Below are 16,682 nucleotides of genomic sequence, written 5' to 3'. Positions count from 1 at the left end.
AATTACTGTAATTCTGTGGTGTGATGCCGCTCTCTTATGGAGAATCAATTTCCCGCTACAACTACTCTCAGCACTGGCATTGATCTTATCAATAAAAGGTAATGCCTTGTTTTACGTCCGAATTACAAAAAATCGTCTGATTTTACCCTATATAAAAGAACGTTAAAGCTGGAGTTAACCATGCACAAATTCACTAAAGCGCTGGCGGCCATCGGTCTGGCCGCCGTTATGTCACAATCCGCTATCGCTGAATCCATGAAGCTCGGTTTCCTGGTCAAGCAACCGGAAGAGCCCTGGTTCCAGACGGAATGGAAATTTGCTGATAAAGCCGGTAAAGATCTGGGTTTTGAAGTGATTAAAATTGCCGTCCCGGACGGTGAGAAAACCTTGAATGCCATCGATAGCCTGGCGGCAAGTGGGGCAAAAGGGTTTGTTATTTGTACGCCGGATCCCAAACTGGGGCCTGCGATTATGGCGAAGGCGCGTGGCTACGACATGAAAGTGATCGCTGTCGATGACCAGTTTGCCAACGCCAAAGGTAAACCGATGGACACCGTGCCGCTGGTGATGATGGCGGCAACCAAAATTGGTGAGCGCCAGGGCCAGGAATTGTACAAAGAAATGCAAAAACGCGGCTGGGATGTGAAATCCTCCGCTGTGATGGCCATTACCGCGAACGAACTGGATACCGCGCGTCGTCGTACGTCTGGTTCAATGGACGCGCTCAAAGCTGCGGGCTTCCCGGAAAAACAGATCTATCAGGTCCCGACCAAATCTAATGATATCCCCGGCGCATTCGACGCCGCGAACTCTATGCTGGTTCAGCATCCTGAAGTTAAACACTGGCTGATCGTCGGCATGAACGACAACACTGTGCTGGGTGGCGTGCGTGCGACCGAAGGGCAGGGCTTTAAAGCGCCAAACGTGATTGGTATCGGTATTAACGGTGTTGATGCGATTAGCGAACTGTCAAAAGGTGAGGCGACCGGCTTCTACGGCTCACTGCTGCCAAGCCCGGATGTACACGGCTATAAATCCAGTGAAATGCTCTACAACTGGGTGACCAAAGGCGCTGAGCCACCGGCATTTACTGAAGTGACAGACGTGGTGTTGATTACTCGCGACAACTTCAAAGAAGAGCTGGCGAAAAAAGGTTTAGGCGGCAAGTAATGTCAATGCCGGATAAGACTTAAACCTATCTTATCCGGCCAACATATTACGCCCTCAGTAGGCCGGATACGGCAACACCGCTATCCGGCAACAGATTAGATTCACGGAGACGTTATGCAACAGTCTACCCCGTATCTCTCATTTCGCGGCATTGGCAAAACCTTCCCTGGCGTTAAGGCGCTAACGGATATTAGCTTTGACTGCTATGCCGGTCAGGTGCATGCACTGATGGGTGAAAATGGCGCCGGGAAATCAACATTATTAAAAATTCTCAGCGGTAACTATGCGCCAACGACGGGTTCTTTGGTGATCCGCGGCGAGGAGGTTTCGTTTGCGGACACCACCACCGCGCTGAATGCCGGTGTCGCCATTATTTACCAGGAACTGCATCTGGTGCCGGAAATGACCGTCGCCGAGAATATTTACTTAGGCCAACTGCCCCACAAGGGTGGGATTGTGAACCGCTCGCTGCTGAACTACGAAGCCGGTTTACAGCTAAAACATTTGGGGATGGATATCGATCCGTCCACGCCGTTGAAATATCTCTCCATTGGCCAGTGGCAAATGGTGGAAATTGCCAAAGCGCTGGCGCGTAACGCCAAAATCATCGCATTTGACGAACCTACCAGCTCGCTTTCCGCCAGGGAGATAGAGAACCTGTTCCGCGTTATTCGCGAACTGCGCAACGAAGGGCGCATCATCCTGTATGTCTCGCACCGTATGGAAGAGATCTTCGCCCTCAGCGATGCAATTACCGTGTTTAAAGATGGGCAGTACGTTAAGACATTTACCGATATGCAGCAGGTCGATCACGAGGCGCTGGTGCAGGCCATGGTGGGGCGTGACCTCGGCGATATCTACGGCTGGAAATCTCGACCGTATGGCACAGAACGCCTGCGCTTGCATGAGGTTAAAGCGCCAGGCGTGCGTACGCCGATCAGTTTATCGGTGCGCAGTGGTGAAATCGTTGGGCTGTTTGGTCTGGTCGGGGCCGGGCGTAGCGAACTGATGAAAGGGCTGTTTGGCGGAACACGAATCACCGAAGGTCAGGTGTTTATTGATGAAAAGCCGATTGATATCCGTAAACCCAGCCACGCGATTGAGGCCGGCATGATGCTGTGTCCGGAAGACCGCAAAGCCGAAGGAATTATTCCGGTCCATTCGGTTCGTAACAACATCAATATTAGCGCCCGGCGTAAACATGTTCTGGGCGGATGCCTGATTAACAACGGTTGGGAAGAGACTAACGCTGACCACCATATCCGCTCACTCAATATTAAAACGCCGGGAGCAGAGCAGTTGATCATGAACCTCTCTGGTGGTAACCAGCAGAAGGCGATTCTCGGCCGCTGGTTATCGGAAGATATGAAGGTGATTTTGCTCGATGAACCGACGCGCGGCATCGATGTGGGCGCGAAGCATGAAATTTATAACGTTATTTATGCCCTGGCGGCGCGCGGTGTTGCCGTGCTGTTTGCCTCCAGTGACTTGCCGGAAGTTCTTGGCGTCGCCGACCGTATTGTGGTGATGAGAGAAGGTGAAATTGCCGGTGTGTTGCTCCACGAACAGGCGGATGAGCGTCAGGCGTTGAGCCTTGCTATGCCTAAAGTCAGCCAGGCTGTAGCCTGAATAAGGAGAGTATGATGTCTTCCGTTTCTACATCGGGTTCTGGCGCAACCAAATCAGCGCTTAATCTTGGCAGAATTTGGGATCAGTACGGGATGCTGGTGGTGTTCGCCGTGCTGTTTCTGGTGTGCGCCCTCTTTGTGCCGAACTTTGCCTCCTTTATTAATATGAAGGGGCTGGGCCTGGCGGTTTCCATGTCGGGAATGGTCGCGTGTGGGATGCTGTTTTGCCTGGCCTCCGGCGACTTTGACCTCTCTGTTGCGTCTGTAATTGCCTGTGCCGGGGTTACCACCGCGGTGGTCATCAACATGACTGAAAGTCTGTGGATAGGCGTCGCCGCCGGGTTGCTGCTGGGGGTTCTTTGCGGCCTGGTGAACGGCTTCGTGATTGCCCGTTTAAAAATAAACGCGCTGATTACCACGCTAGCGACCATGCAGATTGTGCGCGGTCTGGCCTACATTATCTCTGACGGTAAAGCGGTTGGAATCGAAGATGAGCGCTTCTTCGCCCTCGGCTATGCGAACTGGCTGGGTCTGCCTGCGCCTATTTGGTTAACCGTTGGCTGCTTCATTATTTTTGGCTTACTGCTGAATAAAACCACCTTTGGGCGTAACACGCTGGCTATTGGCGGTAATGAAGAAGCGGCGCGTCTGGCTGGTGTTCCGGTAGTCCGTACGAAGATTATTATCTTCATTCTTTCCGGCCTGGTATCGGCCGTTGCGGGGATTATCCTGGCGTCGCGTATGACCAGCGGTCAGCCAATGACGTCTATTGGCTATGAACTGATAGTGATTTCAGCGTGCGTGCTGGGAGGCGTTTCGCTGAAAGGTGGCATCGGAAAAATCTCATATGTGGTAGCCGGGGTGTTGATCCTCGGGACGGTTGAAAACGCGATGAACCTGCTGAACATTTCTCCGTTCGCCCAGTACGTTGTCCGTGGCCTAATCCTGCTGGCGGCGGTGATCTTCGACCGCTACAAGCAAAAAGCGAAGCGTACTATTTGATGATTTAACGGCCAACTTGCTATACCGGCTGGCGATTGTTTTTGCAAATGGCGAGCCTGGTCACACTGTCTATACTTATACCCGTCATACCTCAAGCTGCATAAAGATAAGGAGGAGCACCGGGTGACAGTATCGCGAACCGTACCCCCTGAACTATCCGCAAACTGTGCTTATTTTTTTGATCTCGACGGAACATTAGCTGAGATAAAACCGCATCCCGATCAGGTCACCGTCCCGCAGACGATCCTGCAATTATTACATCGCCTGGCGACGCACAATGCGGGAGCACTGGCATTGATTTCAGGGCGCTCAATGGCTGAGCTTGACGCACTCACTCATCCCATACGTTTTCCGCTTGCCGGCGTGCACGGGGCTGAGCGCCGCGACATCAAGGGTCACACCCACATAGTCCGGCTTCCTCAGGACGTCGAACACGACATTAGCGTGCTATTGCATGTTGCACTGGCGAACATGCCCGGTACGACGTTAGAAACAAAAGGCATGGCGTTTGCTTTGCATTATCGACAGGCCCCACAGCATGAGGCGGCGCTGCTGGCGCTGGCTGAACGCATCACGCGCCGATGGCCCCAGCTCGCCCTGCAGCCCGGAAAATGTGTGGTTGAGATAAAACCAAAGGGGACGAACAAAGGGGAAGCGATTGCTGCATTTATGCAGGAAGCCCCTTTTGCCGGGCGCACCCCTGTTTTTGTTGGTGATGATTTAACCGATGAGGCGGGTTTTGCTGTGGTAAACCGCGCAGACGGCATTTCCGTGAAGGTGGGGAGCGGCGCGACCCAGGCGATGTGGCGTCTGGCGGGCGTAACAGATGTCTGGCGCTGGCTGGAGCAGATCAACTGTCCGCAGCAAGAACAAAAAGCAACGAATGACAGGAGAGATGACCATGAGTCGTTTAGTCGTAGTCTCTAATCGAATTGCCTCACCGGATGATAAAGGCAGTGCTGGCGGCCTGGCGGTCGGTGTGCTGGGGGCATTGAAAACGGCGGGGGGGCTGTGGTTTGGCTGGAGCGGTGAGACGGGTAATGAAGACCAACCACTAAAAAAAGTCACCCGCGGCAATATCACCTGGGCATCGTTTAATCTGAGTGAGCAGGATTACGAGGAGTATTACTGCCAGTTTTCGAATGCCGTTTTATGGCCTGCTTTCCACTATCGCCTGGATCTGGTGCAATTTCAGCGCCCGGCTTGGGAAGGCTATCAGCGGGTCAATACATTATTGGCTGAGAAACTGCGGCCCTTACTGAATGATGACGACATCATCTGGGTTCATGATTACCATTTATTACCGTTTGCCAGCGAGCTGCGGAAACGTGGCGTGAACAACCGTATCGGTTTTTTCCTGCATATTCCGTTCCCGACGCCGGAGATATTCAACGCATTGCCCCCGCATGATGTGCTGCTTGAGCAACTGTGCGATTTTGACTTACTGGGGTTCCAGACCGAAAACGACCGTCAGGCGTTTCTTGATGCGCTGAGTGCACAAACCCGAGTCACCTCGCGGGGCGACAATCATCATCAGGCATGGAAAAAGGCGTTCCGTACCCAGGTTTATCCTATCGGCATTGAACCCGATGAAATTGCCCGCCAGGCGGCGGGGCCTCTGCCGCCGAAAATGGCGCAGCTCAAGGCCGAGCTAAAAAATGTGCAGAATATCTTTTCGGTTGAGCGACTGGACTACTCCAAAGGCTTGCCGGAGCGTTTTCAGGCCTACGAGGCCCTTTTGGAGCATTACCCTCAGCACCACGGTAAAATTCGCTATACCCAAATCGCCCCGACGTCGCGTGAAGAAGTGCAGGCCTATCAGGATATTCGCCACCAGTTGGAGACCGAGGCCGGGCGCATCAATGGCAAGTATGGGCAACTGGGCTGGACGCCGCTTTATTATCTGAATCAGTATTTTGATCGTAAATTGCTGATGAAAATTTTCCGCTACTCGGATGTTGGGTTAGTGACGCCACTGCGCGATGGCATGAATCTGGTCGCTAAGGAGTTTGTGGCAGCGCAAGATCCCGCCAATCCTGGCGTGCTGGTGCTCTCACAATTTGCCGGGGCAGCACATGAACTGACCTCGGCGCTGATCGTTAATCCCTATGACAGAGATGATGTTGCGGGTGCATTAAACCGCGCGCTAACCATGCCGCTTGCTGAGCGTATTTCCCGCCACGCTGAGATGCTGGACATTATCGTTAAAAACGATATCGACAACTGGCAGGCACACTTTATCCGCGACTTAAAAAAGATCACGCCACGTCATGCTGAAAGCCAACCGCATGACACCGTAGCTGACTTTCCTAAATTGGCCTGACGACGAGGATACGGCCATTAATCGCCTGCCAGCGGCACCAACAGCACATCGACCTGGCTGGCGCTGACCACGCTTTTCGCCGAGCAGGATGCTCGCGAAAAGAAGCTGTGATTATGGTTGCCATAAATGACGAGATCGACGGCGTGTTTGCGACAGATATCCAGTATATGTTCGTTGAGTGCCCCATAGGTAATAAAGGTATGCTCAATGGGGTACTGCGCCTGCTGGGTGAGTTTATCGATAAAATTCAGCGTCTCTTCTTGCATTACCTCACGCAGGTCTTCCAGCATGGGGGCCGCAAACTGGTTATACAGTTCGGGATCGGAGACCAGGGTGACAAGGCTAATGCGCGCATTGACAGGGCGCGCAATAGAAACGGCTTTTGCTAACAACTGGTGACTTTCGGGGGTGGCGGCAACAGCGACAAGAATGTGCATGTAGCTCATAACTCGCTCCTTAAATACAAGAATTATGAGAGGACTTTTAGCGTTACTCTCGCTTCTTTCATACTGCAATTTTTCATACTGTAATAGTGTGAATGTCATCATAATTATTCATTAATTATTCTTATAAATAGAATAATCAGATCACAAAAGCTGAAAATCTGTTCAATCAATTTAAGTGAAATTCTCGGCTAATGAAAACAATATGTTAATAAAAAACAAACATAAATTAACATTTTGCATATCGTTACCTGACGGTATTAGTTCATGAGGTTAAATATTTAACTCATTGTTTATAAAGATATAAAGTGAGAAAGCAGTTTATTGTAAATCTGTGATCTCGCTCGTTATTTCGCGCAGTGATATTAACTGTCGTAAACAAAGGACTATTCGCTTTTATTGCAAGAATATTCGGGTGTATGGAATCGATAGAGTGAGTTATTGGCTACAAAATAACCAAAATAAAAGCTGTGCTGATGGATTTATGTTAAACGTTTAGCTGGTTTATGTGATCTGCATCACATATTCTTTAAATTCGCAGCAGGGTTCCGTTGTATGTGTAACTGGTGGCGGGTAGAGTTGCGTCGAATTAGGAAAAATCTTAGGCATTTGTAAGAATTGATGTGAGCTTGTAAGGAACGCGGCCTTCTTAAAAAGGGATGTTTACACAACGCGTAAGCCGTAACGCTGCTATGTATTTGACCTTTTGCTTTTTTTTTACCGGGCCTTCCCGGCGACATCACGGGGTGCGGTTACACCGCATAAAAATAATGTTGGTTATTATGGATGCAAATAATGCATACATCCGAGTTGCTGAAACACATTTATGACATAAATTTGTCATATTTATTGCTTGCACAACGTCTAATCGTTCAGGACAAGGCCTCCGCGATGTTTCGCCTTGGTATCAGCGAAGAGATGGCGGACACGCTGGGAACCTTAACCCTTCCTCAAATGGTCAAACTGGCTGAAACTAACCAACTGGTCTGCCATTTTCGTTTCGACGATCATCAAACGGTCACTCGCCTGACGCAAGACTCTCGCGTCGACGATCTTCAGCAAATTCACACAGGTATCATGCTTTCAACGCGTCTGTTAAGCGACATCAATGATGCGGCGCGTAAGAAAAGGGCGTGATGATGAGCGAAAAAAGCATCGTTCAGGAAGCACGTGATATCCAGTTAGCCATGGAATTAATCACACTGGGCGCCCGTTTGCAAATGTTGGAAAGCGAAACGCAACTCAGCCGTGGCCGCCTTATCAAGCTGTATAAAGAATTACGCGGTAGCCCTCCGCCGAAAGGGATGCTTCCTTTTTCTACCGATTGGTTTATGACGTGGGAGCAAAATATCCATGCTTCTATGTTCTGCAACGCATGGCAATTTTTGCTCAAAACGGGCCTGTGTAGCGGTGTCGATGCCGTTATTAAGGCGTATCGCCTGTATCTTGAGCAGTGCCCACAGCCAGCTGAAGGGCCGTTGTTGGCGTTAACCCGCGCATGGACACTGGTCCGTTTTGTTGACAGCGGGTTGCTGGAACTGTCTACCTGCAACTGCTGCGGCGGTAATTTTATTACTCACGCGCACCAACCCGTGGGCAGCTTTGCCTGCAGTTTATGTCAGCCGCCATCACGTGCCGTAAAAAGACGTAAACTTTCCCAGAATGCTGCCGATATTATTCCACAACTGCTGGATGAACAGATCGAACAAGCTGTTTAACTGATACGGTGTGGATAGACACTCCAGCAGCGGTAAGCCATTACCGCTGCTTTTTTTTGTCCCGACCTTTGAGTTAACTGCCCGACTGCGCATCCTGTCATAGTCAATTGCGAAAGGATGATATCGTGCTGATCTTAATAGGTTACCTGGTTGTTATTGGTACAGTTTTCGGCGGCTATATGATGACCGGCGGACACCTTGGGGCACTCTATCAACCGGCTGAGCTGGTGATCATTGGTGGCGCGGGTATCGGGGCATTCATTGTCGGTAATAACGGCAAAGCCATTAAGGGGACGATGAAAGCGATCCCGTTGCTCTTTCGTCGCTCAAAATACACCAAAGCCATGTATATGGATCTGCTGGCGCTGTTGTATCGCCTGATGGCCAAGTCGCGCCAGCAGGGTATGTTCTCGCTTGAGCGCGACATCGAAAACCCCAAAGAAAGTGAAATTTTTGCCAGCTACCCGCGCATTATCGCGGATGCCGTCATGCTGGATTTTATCGTCGATTACCTGCGTCTGATTATCAGCGGCAATATGAATACGTTTGAAATTGAAGCGTTGATGGACGAAGAAATTGAAACGCATGAAAGTGAGTCGGAAGTCCCAGCTAACAGCCTGGCGATGGTCGGCGACTCATTACCGGCTTTCGGTATCGTCGCGGCGGTGATGGGGGTAGTACATGCGCTGGCCTCGGCCGACCGTCCGGCGGCTGAACTGGGGGCGCTTATCGCACATGCTATGGTGGGGACCTTCCTCGGGATTTTACTGGCCTATGGTTTTATTTCACCGCTCGCCAGCGTGTTGCGTCAGAAAAGTGCCGAAACGACCAAAATGATGCAGTGCGTGAAGATCACGCTGCTGTCCAACCTGAACGGCTACGCTCCACCGATTGCCGTCGAATTTGGTCGTAAAACACTGTATTCCAGCGAACGTCCGTCGTTTATCGAACTGGAAGAGCATGTCCGTGCGGTGAGAAATCCAACGGCACAGCAAACGACTGAGGAAGCATGAAAAATCAGGCCCATCCCATTATCGTCGTCAAGCGACGAAAACATAAAGGTCACGGTGGTGGGGCGCATGGTTCATGGAAAATTGCCTACGCCGACTTTATGACTGCGATGATGGCGTTCTTTCTGGTGATGTGGCTCATTTCCATTTCCAGTCCGAAAGAACTGATCCAGATTGCCGAATACTTCCGTACGCCTCTGGCCACCGCGGTAACCGGTGGAAATCGTATTTCAAACAGCCAAAGCCCGATCCCTGGTGGGGGAGATGATTACACCCAACAGCAAGGGGAAGTGAACCGGCAGCCGAATATTGATGAGCTGAGAAAGCGCATGGAACAAAGCCGCCTGAGTAAATTACGTGGCGACCTGGACCAGCTTATTGAGTCCGATCCGAAGCTACGCGCGCTGCGCCCGCATTTGAAAATCGACCTGGTACAGGAAGGGCTGCGTATTCAGATTATCGATAGTCAGAACCGCCCGATGTTTAAGACCGGCAGTGCCGAGGTTGAACCTTACATGCGCGATATCCTGCGGGCGATTGCGCCGGTTTTGAATGGTATCCCCAACCGCGTTAGTTTGTCCGGTCATACGGATGATTTTCCATACGCCAACGGTGAGAAAGGCTACAGCAACTGGGAACTGTCTGCTGATCGCGCAAACGCCTCACGCCGCGAACTGGTCAGCGGTGGTCTGGACACGGGGAAAGTATTACGGGTGGTAGGTATGGCCGCCACGATGCGTCTGAGCGATCGCGGTCCTGAGGACGCCATCAACCGCCGTATAAGTCTGCTGGTGCTTAATAAGCAGGCAGAAGAGGCCATTTTGCATGAAAACGCTGAAAGCCAGAATGAGCCGGTAAGTGTCTTACAACCGCCAGCGGTCATTCCGCCGGCAAGCGTTCCCACATCGCCACCAGCCAATCCGAGGTGATAGCGTGAGCATGGATATTAGCGATTTTTATCAGACCTTTTTTGATGAAGCTGACGAACTGTTGGCTGACATGGAGCAGCACCTGCTTGATTTGGTCCCTGAATCTCCGGATTCCGAACAACTGAATGCCATTTTTCGTGCGGCGCACTCGATTAAAGGCGGGGCGGGCACCTTCGGCTTTACTATTTTGCAGGAAACGACCCATTTAATGGAGAACCTGCTGGATGAAGCGCGGCGTGGCGAGATGCAGCTCAATGCCGACATTATCAACCTGTTTTTGGAAACAAAAGATATTATGCAAGAACAGCTCGACGCCTATAAAAGTTCAGCAGAGCCGGATGCCGCCAGCTTTGAGTATATTTGTCATGCGCTACGACAGTTAGCGCTCGAAGCAAAAGGTGAAACCGCACCCGCGGTCGTCAACACTGCAAAATTGAGCGTTGTTGACGGCACGGCGCTGCAGGAAGAGACGATGGCGCAGGAAACTGTTGCTGCTGAAGAGGTTAAAAAACGGATCGTTCTGTCGCGTCTGAAAGCTGGAGAAGTGGATTTACTGGAAGAAGAGTTGGGGAACCTGGCGACCTTAACGGATGTGGTCAAAAGCAGCGATACGCTGTCGGCAACGATTGATGGCGACCTCGCGGAAGATGATATCGTCGCGGTGCTCTGCTTTGTCATCGAAGCCGATCAAATCGCGTTTACCACGGTTACTGCCGCCCCCGTTGAAACCGCGACCGAGGTAGTACAACCGCAGCCTGTTGCCACGGTTCCGGTGGTTAAAGTCGCCTCCACCGAACCGCCGCAGGGTCGCGTTGAGCGTGAAAAACCCGCGCGTGCCAGCGAATCTACCAGCATTCGCGTGGCGGTCGAGAAGGTCGACCAGTTGATTAACCTGGTCGGCGAACTGGTGATCACGCAGTCGATGCTGGCTCAGCGTTCGAATGAACTGGATCCGGTAAACCATGGCGATCTCATCACCAGCATGGGTCAGTTACAACGTAACGCCCGTGATTTGCAAGAATCGGTGATGTCGATTCGTATGATGCCAATGGAGTATGTCTTCAGCCGCTTCCCGCGTCTGGTTCGTGACCTGGCGGGCAAGTTGGGCAAACAGGTTGAGCTGACGCAAATTGGTAGCTCCACCGAACTCGATAAGAGCCTGATTGAACGCATTATCGATCCGCTGACCCACCTGGTGCGTAACAGTCTTGACCATGGTATCGAACTGCCGGAAAAACGCCTTGAATCCGGGAAAAATCCGGTCGGTAACCTGACGCTGTCTGCTGAACACCAGGGCGGGAACATCTGCATCGAAGTCACCGATGATGGCGCGGGCCTGAACCGTGAGCGCATCCTGGCCAAAGCCATCTCACAGGGCATGCCGATCCATGAAAACATGAGCGATGACGAAGTCGGCATGCTGATTTTCGCGCCGGGATTCTCGACCGCCGAGCAGGTGACGGATGTCTCTGGTCGCGGTGTTGGGATGGACGTGGTGAAGCGTAACATTCAGGAAATGGGCGGCCATGTTGAGATCCAGTCGAAGCAGGACCAGGGCACAACCATCCGAATTTTGCTGCCGCTGACGCTGGCGATTCTGGACGGCATGTCCGTGCGCGTGGCGGATGAGGTGTTTATTCTGCCACTGAACGCGGTGATGGAATCGCTGCAACCCCGCGAAGAAGATCTGCACCCGCTGGCCGGGGGAGAACGCGTGCTTGAAGTGCGTGGGGAATATTTGCCGCTGGTTGAATTGTGGAAAGTCTTCGAGGTTGACGGCGCAAAAACCGAAGCAACTCAGGGCATTGTGGTGATTTTACAAAGTGCGGGACGTCGCTATGCGTTGCTGGTCGATCAGCTTATTGGCCAACACCAGGTGGTGGTGAAAAACCTGGAAAGCAATTACCGCAAAGTGCCAGGCATTTCTGCCGCAACGATCCTTGGTGACGGTAGCGTCGCGCTGATTGTCGATGTCTCTGCATTGCAGGGGTTAAACCGCGAACAACGTGTGGCGATCACCGCCGCCTGATTGATTGAGTGAGAAAGGGAATAATATGACCGGTATGAGTAATGTAACTAAACTGGCCGGCGAACCGTCAGGTCAGGAATTCCTCGTGTTTACACTGGGGGATGAAGAGTACGGTATCGATATTCTGAAAGTGCAGGAAATTCGTGGTTATGATCAGGTCACGCGTATCGCCAATACACCGTCTTTTATTAAAGGGGTGACCAACCTGCGTGGTGTGATTGTGCCTATCGTTGACCTGCGCGTGAAGTTCAGCCAGAGCGACGTTGACTATAACGAGAACACCGTGGTGATTGTGCTGAATCTGGGTCAACGCGTGGTGGGGATCGTGGTGGATGGTGTGTCGGATGTGTTGTCGCTGACGACCGATCAGATTCGCCCGGCACCAGAATTTGCGGTTACGCTGTCAACGGAATACCTGACGGGGCTGGGCGCACTGGGCGATCGGATGCTGATTTTGGTTAATATCGAGAAGTTGCTGAACAGCGATGAAATGGCATTGCTGGATATTGCTGCTTCCAATGTGGCATAAGACATAGTAAAAAAACACTATTTATGATGCCTGTCTGGAAATTATAAAACGCCCTCTGCATATAGAGGGCGTTTTTTTATGCGTGAAAACCTGGTGTCTATTTAATTGTAGGCTGAATGCTTTTATTTATATTATTCATTTGTTCTATGTGTATTTATTATTTTTAATGGAGCTAGTGGTTATTTATATAATCACTTAGTGAACTATGTATATAATGCTGTCTTGACTGTTTAATTAATATAAATAAATTATATTGCATTCTGGTTTGTATATATATCTTGAATATATATGATTGCCCTGCATTGCTTTTTTTTCTATCTATCTGTGTAGAGGGAGCTAAATATGAATACCATATATAATATAATTTGGAGCGCAACGCGTAATATGTTTGTGGTTGCTTCTGAGTTTGCGAATGGCGGTAATGGAATACGTAATAGCGTAAAGATAACAGGACTTGCCGCATTGATGTGTACAGCCGTTGTTAATGCTGCAGATTTAGGACCGCAAAGCGGCGCGTCGATCGAATTGAACGATAATGATGTGGTTACGGCAGATGGACAAACAAACACCACCGGTGTTGAGAGTATCAATACCGGTGGTGATGGCTTACAGGTGAAGGGGAAAGCAATTATCAACGTATCCGGTGAAACCCTGTCTACCGGGATTTCTCTGGATAATGGTGTCAAAAATGATTTGGGCGTGAATACTGAAATTCATGTCGCCGACACCGATGCCACACAAACCTCAAGTAAAAATACAACCGGCGTGTTGATTTCCGGAACGAACCCAGGCACAGAAGTAACAGCATCTGGTCTTATTATCGATGTGTCGGGAAAAAATAATGTTTATGGATTTAAAAATTCAGGTAAAGACAGCAACGTTGATCTTGGTAGCGGAAGCGCTATCACAGTCAGCACTGAGACTGATTATAGAATGGGCGAGGTGGGAGATGCCCGCGGTGTTTATTTACAGGGGGGGAGTGGTTCATTCAAAATGGATAATGGATATATCCATTCGACGAGTCAGGACAACTCCGCATGGGGGATTCAAAGTGCTGGTAATGCCAAAATCGATTTAGGTGCAAACAGTCATATTATTACCGAAGGGAATAATATGACGAAAGGTATTGAGTTGGGTGATGATGGAATGCTAGATGCCGACCAACTTACCCTCACTGCTACCGGGCTTGCCGAATGGTCATCCGTCTCGGGTGTGATATTACACGCTAATAGTCATGCTGACTTAGGCGACAATAGCACCGTTATTCTTAATGGTAGCGGCGATCTTTCAGAAGGCGTTGCTGTCAAGGGGGCGAATAGTTCCTTCCAGGCTAATGCCCTGACCCTTCAGGTGAGCACCGACGGGAATTCAATGGGTACAGGTCGGGGGATTGCTATTGAGGGTGCCGGTACGAGCGTGGATTTAGGCACGGGCTCCTCCATCTCGATGGACGGGTTTTCTTACGGCGCAGGGGTATCGATAAATGGTGCTGCAACGGGTGCTGAATTTACTGCGGATAACCTGACAGTTGATGTTACAGGGCAATTCACGAATGCCATCATGATGGATGCCGGTTTTGCCGATTTGGGGAAAAATAGCACCATTAGTGCGACAGGTGAAAGTACAACCCTCTGGGTGACGGGGGGAGAATTCCAGGCGGAAGAGCTGACAGTCAACACCGCTCAGTCTGTGGGCATCATTGCCCAGGGTGGCGATGTGAAGATTGGTACCGGTAGCGTTGTTGACGGCAGAAGTACGGCTATTTCTGGCTCTGCGACCAACGGTATCGCTGCGACTTCTGGCAGTACACTTGATTTTAAAGGGGATACCGACAATCGGAATGCTATTTACGCTATCGATGGTTATGGCGTTTCAGCGCAACACAGCGGTGCTGTTATTAATGTCGCCAATACTGACATTATTATGAGTGGCGATAACAGTTCCTATGGTTTATGGGCAATAGGCAGCAATGACTTAAATCGGCCAGGAATAATTAATGGTGAAAATATGACCATTGATATGACGGCGAGTGGGGAAAATGGCTACGGTGTGGTGGTACAGCAAGGCGGTGCAATATCGCTGACCGGTGACACCACAATTAAAACCCAGGATGGCGTCGCTATTTTTGTTCCGGTTGTTACCGATAATGCGGGAAATCTCTTACCCGGCGGTACCGTGACAGGCTCTGGTGTCATGGGTATTACAGGCGACATCATTAGCGCGGGTGAAGGCAGTATTTCACTGGATATGGCGTCTGGTTCCCAGTTTGTGGGGGCGACGTTTGTTAACACCGATCCGACGGTAAACTCTTCACTGAATATCTCGCTGGCTGAACAGACACGCTGGACAATTACCGAGAATTCTTCTTTAACCCAATTAAATAATGCCGGAGATATTGTATTTGAGATTCCTTCACAGAACGACCAATTCAAAACGCTGACGATTGATGGGGATTATCACGGCGATAACGGTAATCTTTATCTGAACACGCAACTGGGGGATGACACTTCACCGACGGATAAAGTGATTATTACCGGTGATACTTCCGGTAGCACGACGCTCTATGTCAATAATATCGGGGGGGAAGGGGCGTTAACAACAAAGGGTATTGAAGTGATTGATGTCGGCGGCCAGTTTGATGGTGTTTTTACTCAGGGTAATCAGGTGCAGACGGGTTTGTATGAATATCGATTGTATGAAGATGGCGGTGACTGGTATCTGCGCTCGCAGGCCGTTCCGCCAGTAGATCCTGATGACGACGACGATGTTACGCCGGTAGATCCTGACGACGGTGGTGATGTTACTCCAGTAGACCCGTATGATGGCGGCGATGTTGCGCCGGTAGACCCGTATGACGGCGGCGATGTTACGCCGGTAAACCCGCAGTATCGGGCAGATATTGGCGCTTATCTGGGCAACCAGTGGATGGCACGTAATCTGCAAATGCAAACCCTTTATGACCGCGAGGGTAGTCAATTACGTACCGATGACGGCAGTATGTGGATGCGCTTTAAAACGGGGGAAGCGTCATCAACGGCAGCTGACGGCCATGTGGATATTGACAATAACTACTCTCAGTTGCAGATAGGTGGTGATGTGCTGAGCTGGGATAATGGCGAGCAGAGCCTGAAAGCGGGGCTGATGGTGAGCTACATTAACGCCGACACGGACAGCACCGGTAATCGTGGTGCTGACGGGAGCCAGTTCTCTGCCAGTGGTAACGTAGCCGGTTACAACCTCGGGGCTTATGCCACCTGGTTTGCGGATGAGCAGAATCACAGCGGACTGTATGTGGACAGTTGGTATCAGTATGGCTTCTACAATAACAGCGTGGATAACGGTGACGCGGGCTCAAAGGATTATGATTCGACGGCCAGCTCGCTCTCTCTGGAAACAGGCTATCGGTATGATATTGGTCTTGAGCACCAGAATACCATCAGCCTGACGCCTCAGGCTCAGGTGACATGGCAGCAATATAAAGCGGACGTAGTCGTGCAGAATGGAACGCGCATTGACGGACAAAACGGTGACAGCTGGACCACGCGTCTGGGGCTGCGGGTAGATGGCAAGTTGCGCAAGAATACCACGTCGGTGATCCAGCCGTTTGCGGAAGTGAACTGGTTACACACCAGTGATGATGTTGCTGTTTCGTTTGATGGCGCGGAGGTGAAACAGGATCTTCCGGCAGATCGCGCTGAGGTGAAAGTGGGTATTCAGGCGAATCTGAATAGCCAGTGGAGCATCACTGGACAAGTGGCGGGTCAAAAAGGACGTAATGACTATGGCGATCTCAGTGGTAGCTTAAATGTACGTTACAGCTGGTAGTTGATGGAAGTTATCATATTGATGGTGTTGACAATACCCCAGCCTGTGGCTGTAATGCTGATCAGTTAAGGATCGG

General features: G+C 50.7%; 13 protein-coding genes. 12 read left to right on the top strand and 1 reads right to left on the bottom strand.

Annotation, left to right across the window (positions count from 1 at the left end; all coding sequences use genetic code 11):
- Positions 1–180: 180 nt before the first annotated feature.
- From FDW98_RS07230 to otsA, 5 genes are all read left to right on the top strand, one after another.
- The gene (locus FDW98_RS07230; RefSeq protein WP_096757470.1) at positions 181–1,170 is read left to right on the top strand and encodes an arabinose ABC transporter substrate-binding protein; all 990 of its coding nucleotides are present in this window, start codon (positions 181–183) and stop codon (positions 1,168–1,170) included.
- Positions 1,171–1,284: 114 nt separating this feature from the next.
- Positions 1,285–2,799, top strand: a complete 1,515-nt coding sequence (araG, locus tag FDW98_RS07225) for an L-arabinose ABC transporter ATP-binding protein AraG (RefSeq protein ID WP_096757469.1) — start codon at positions 1,285–1,287, stop codon at positions 2,797–2,799.
- A 14-nt stretch (positions 2,800–2,813) separates the two neighbouring features.
- On the top strand, positions 2,814–3,800 hold the full coding sequence (araH, locus tag FDW98_RS07220) for an L-arabinose ABC transporter permease AraH (RefSeq protein WP_096757468.1): 987 nt from the start codon (positions 2,814–2,816) through the stop codon (positions 3,798–3,800).
- 123 nt (positions 3,801–3,923) lie between these two features.
- Positions 3,924–4,727 carry a trehalose-phosphatase gene (gene otsB / locus FDW98_RS07215; protein ID WP_096757467.1) on the top strand — a complete coding sequence of 268 codons (804 nt, stop codon included), beginning with the start codon at positions 3,924–3,926 and terminating at the stop codon, positions 4,725–4,727.
- Entirely contained in the window at positions 4,702–6,123 is a 1,422-nt protein-coding gene (gene otsA, locus FDW98_RS07210) for an alpha,alpha-trehalose-phosphate synthase (protein ID WP_096757466.1), read from the top strand. Before otsB ends, otsA begins: the two co-directional genes overlap by 26 nt.
- A 17-nt stretch (positions 6,124–6,140) precedes the next feature.
- Here the strand turns inward: otsA and uspC are convergent, their stop codons facing one another.
- A complete protein-coding gene (gene uspC, locus FDW98_RS07205) occupies positions 6,141–6,569 on the bottom strand; it encodes a universal stress protein UspC (RefSeq protein WP_096757465.1) in 429 nt (142 codons plus the stop codon).
- Positions 6,570–7,361: 792 nt separating this feature from the next.
- Between uspC and flhD the strand changes: the two genes are divergently transcribed.
- The 7 genes from flhD (at position 7,362) to FDW98_RS07170 (ending at position 16,606) form a co-directional block, all read left to right on the top strand.
- The gene (gene flhD, locus FDW98_RS07200; RefSeq protein ID WP_137399382.1) at positions 7,362–7,703 is read left to right on the top strand and encodes a flagellar transcriptional regulator FlhD; all 342 of its coding nucleotides are present in this window, start codon (positions 7,362–7,364) and stop codon (positions 7,701–7,703) included.
- Positions 7,704–7,705: 2 nt separating this feature from the next.
- Positions 7,706–8,284, top strand: a complete 579-nt coding sequence (gene flhC / locus FDW98_RS07195; protein ID WP_161959006.1) for a flagellar transcriptional regulator FlhC — start codon at positions 7,706–7,708, stop codon at positions 8,282–8,284.
- A 125-nt stretch (positions 8,285–8,409) separates the two neighbouring features.
- A complete protein-coding gene (gene motA / locus FDW98_RS07190; RefSeq protein ID WP_096757462.1) occupies positions 8,410–9,297 on the top strand; it encodes a flagellar motor stator protein MotA in 888 nt (295 codons plus the stop codon).
- On the top strand, positions 9,294–10,223 hold the full coding sequence (gene motB / locus FDW98_RS07185) for a flagellar motor protein MotB (RefSeq protein ID WP_096757461.1): 930 nt from the start codon (positions 9,294–9,296) through the stop codon (positions 10,221–10,223). Before motA ends, motB begins: the two co-directional genes overlap by 4 nt.
- A 4-nt stretch (positions 10,224–10,227) precedes the next feature.
- Positions 10,228–12,252, top strand: a complete 2,025-nt coding sequence (cheA, locus tag FDW98_RS07180) for a chemotaxis protein CheA (protein ID WP_096757460.1) — start codon at positions 10,228–10,230, stop codon at positions 12,250–12,252.
- 25 nt (positions 12,253–12,277) lie between these two features.
- On the top strand, positions 12,278–12,781 hold the full coding sequence (cheW, locus tag FDW98_RS07175) for a chemotaxis protein CheW (RefSeq protein WP_096757459.1): 504 nt from the start codon (positions 12,278–12,280) through the stop codon (positions 12,779–12,781).
- Between the two features lie 342 nt (positions 12,782–13,123).
- A complete protein-coding gene (locus FDW98_RS07170) occupies positions 13,124–16,606 on the top strand; it encodes an autotransporter outer membrane beta-barrel domain-containing protein (protein WP_096757458.1) in 3,483 nt (1,160 codons plus the stop codon).
- The last annotated feature ends 76 nt before the right edge of the window (positions 16,607–16,682 follow it).

Source organism: Citrobacter sp. wls711 (genome assembly GCF_005281055.1).
In the GTDB taxonomy this organism is placed as follows: domain Bacteria; phylum Pseudomonadota; class Gammaproteobacteria; order Enterobacterales; family Enterobacteriaceae; genus Citrobacter; species Citrobacter gillenii.
This window is presented reverse-complemented; position numbering and strand designations above follow the sequence as displayed.

Bases quoted from the DNA above. Each gene is read 5' to 3' on its own strand.
- motB (WP_096757461.1), top strand. From the start codon at position 9,294: ATGAAAAATCAGGCCCATCCCATTATCGTCGTCAAGCGACGAAAACAT.
- araH (WP_096757468.1), top strand. From the start codon at position 2,814: ATGTCTTCCGTTTCTACATCGGGTTCTGGCGCAACCAAATCAGCGCTT.
- FDW98_RS07230 (WP_096757470.1), top strand. From the start codon at position 181: ATGCACAAATTCACTAAAGCGCTGGCGGCCATCGGTCTGGCCGCCGTT.
- flhD (WP_137399382.1), top strand. From the start codon at position 7,362: ATGCATACATCCGAGTTGCTGAAACACATTTATGACATAAATTTGTCA.
- FDW98_RS07170 (WP_096757458.1), top strand. From the start codon at position 13,124: ATGAATACCATATATAATATAATTTGGAGCGCAACGCGTAATATGTTT.
- uspC (WP_096757465.1), bottom strand. From the start codon at position 6,569: ATGAGCTACATGCACATTCTTGTCGCTGTTGCCGCCACCCCCGAAAGT.
- araG (WP_096757469.1), top strand. From the start codon at position 1,285: ATGCAACAGTCTACCCCGTATCTCTCATTTCGCGGCATTGGCAAAACC.
- cheW (WP_096757459.1), top strand. From the start codon at position 12,278: ATGACCGGTATGAGTAATGTAACTAAACTGGCCGGCGAACCGTCAGGT.
- otsA (WP_096757466.1), top strand. From the start codon at position 4,702: ATGAGTCGTTTAGTCGTAGTCTCTAATCGAATTGCCTCACCGGATGAT.
- flhC (WP_161959006.1), top strand. From the start codon at position 7,706: ATGAGCGAAAAAAGCATCGTTCAGGAAGCACGTGATATCCAGTTAGCC.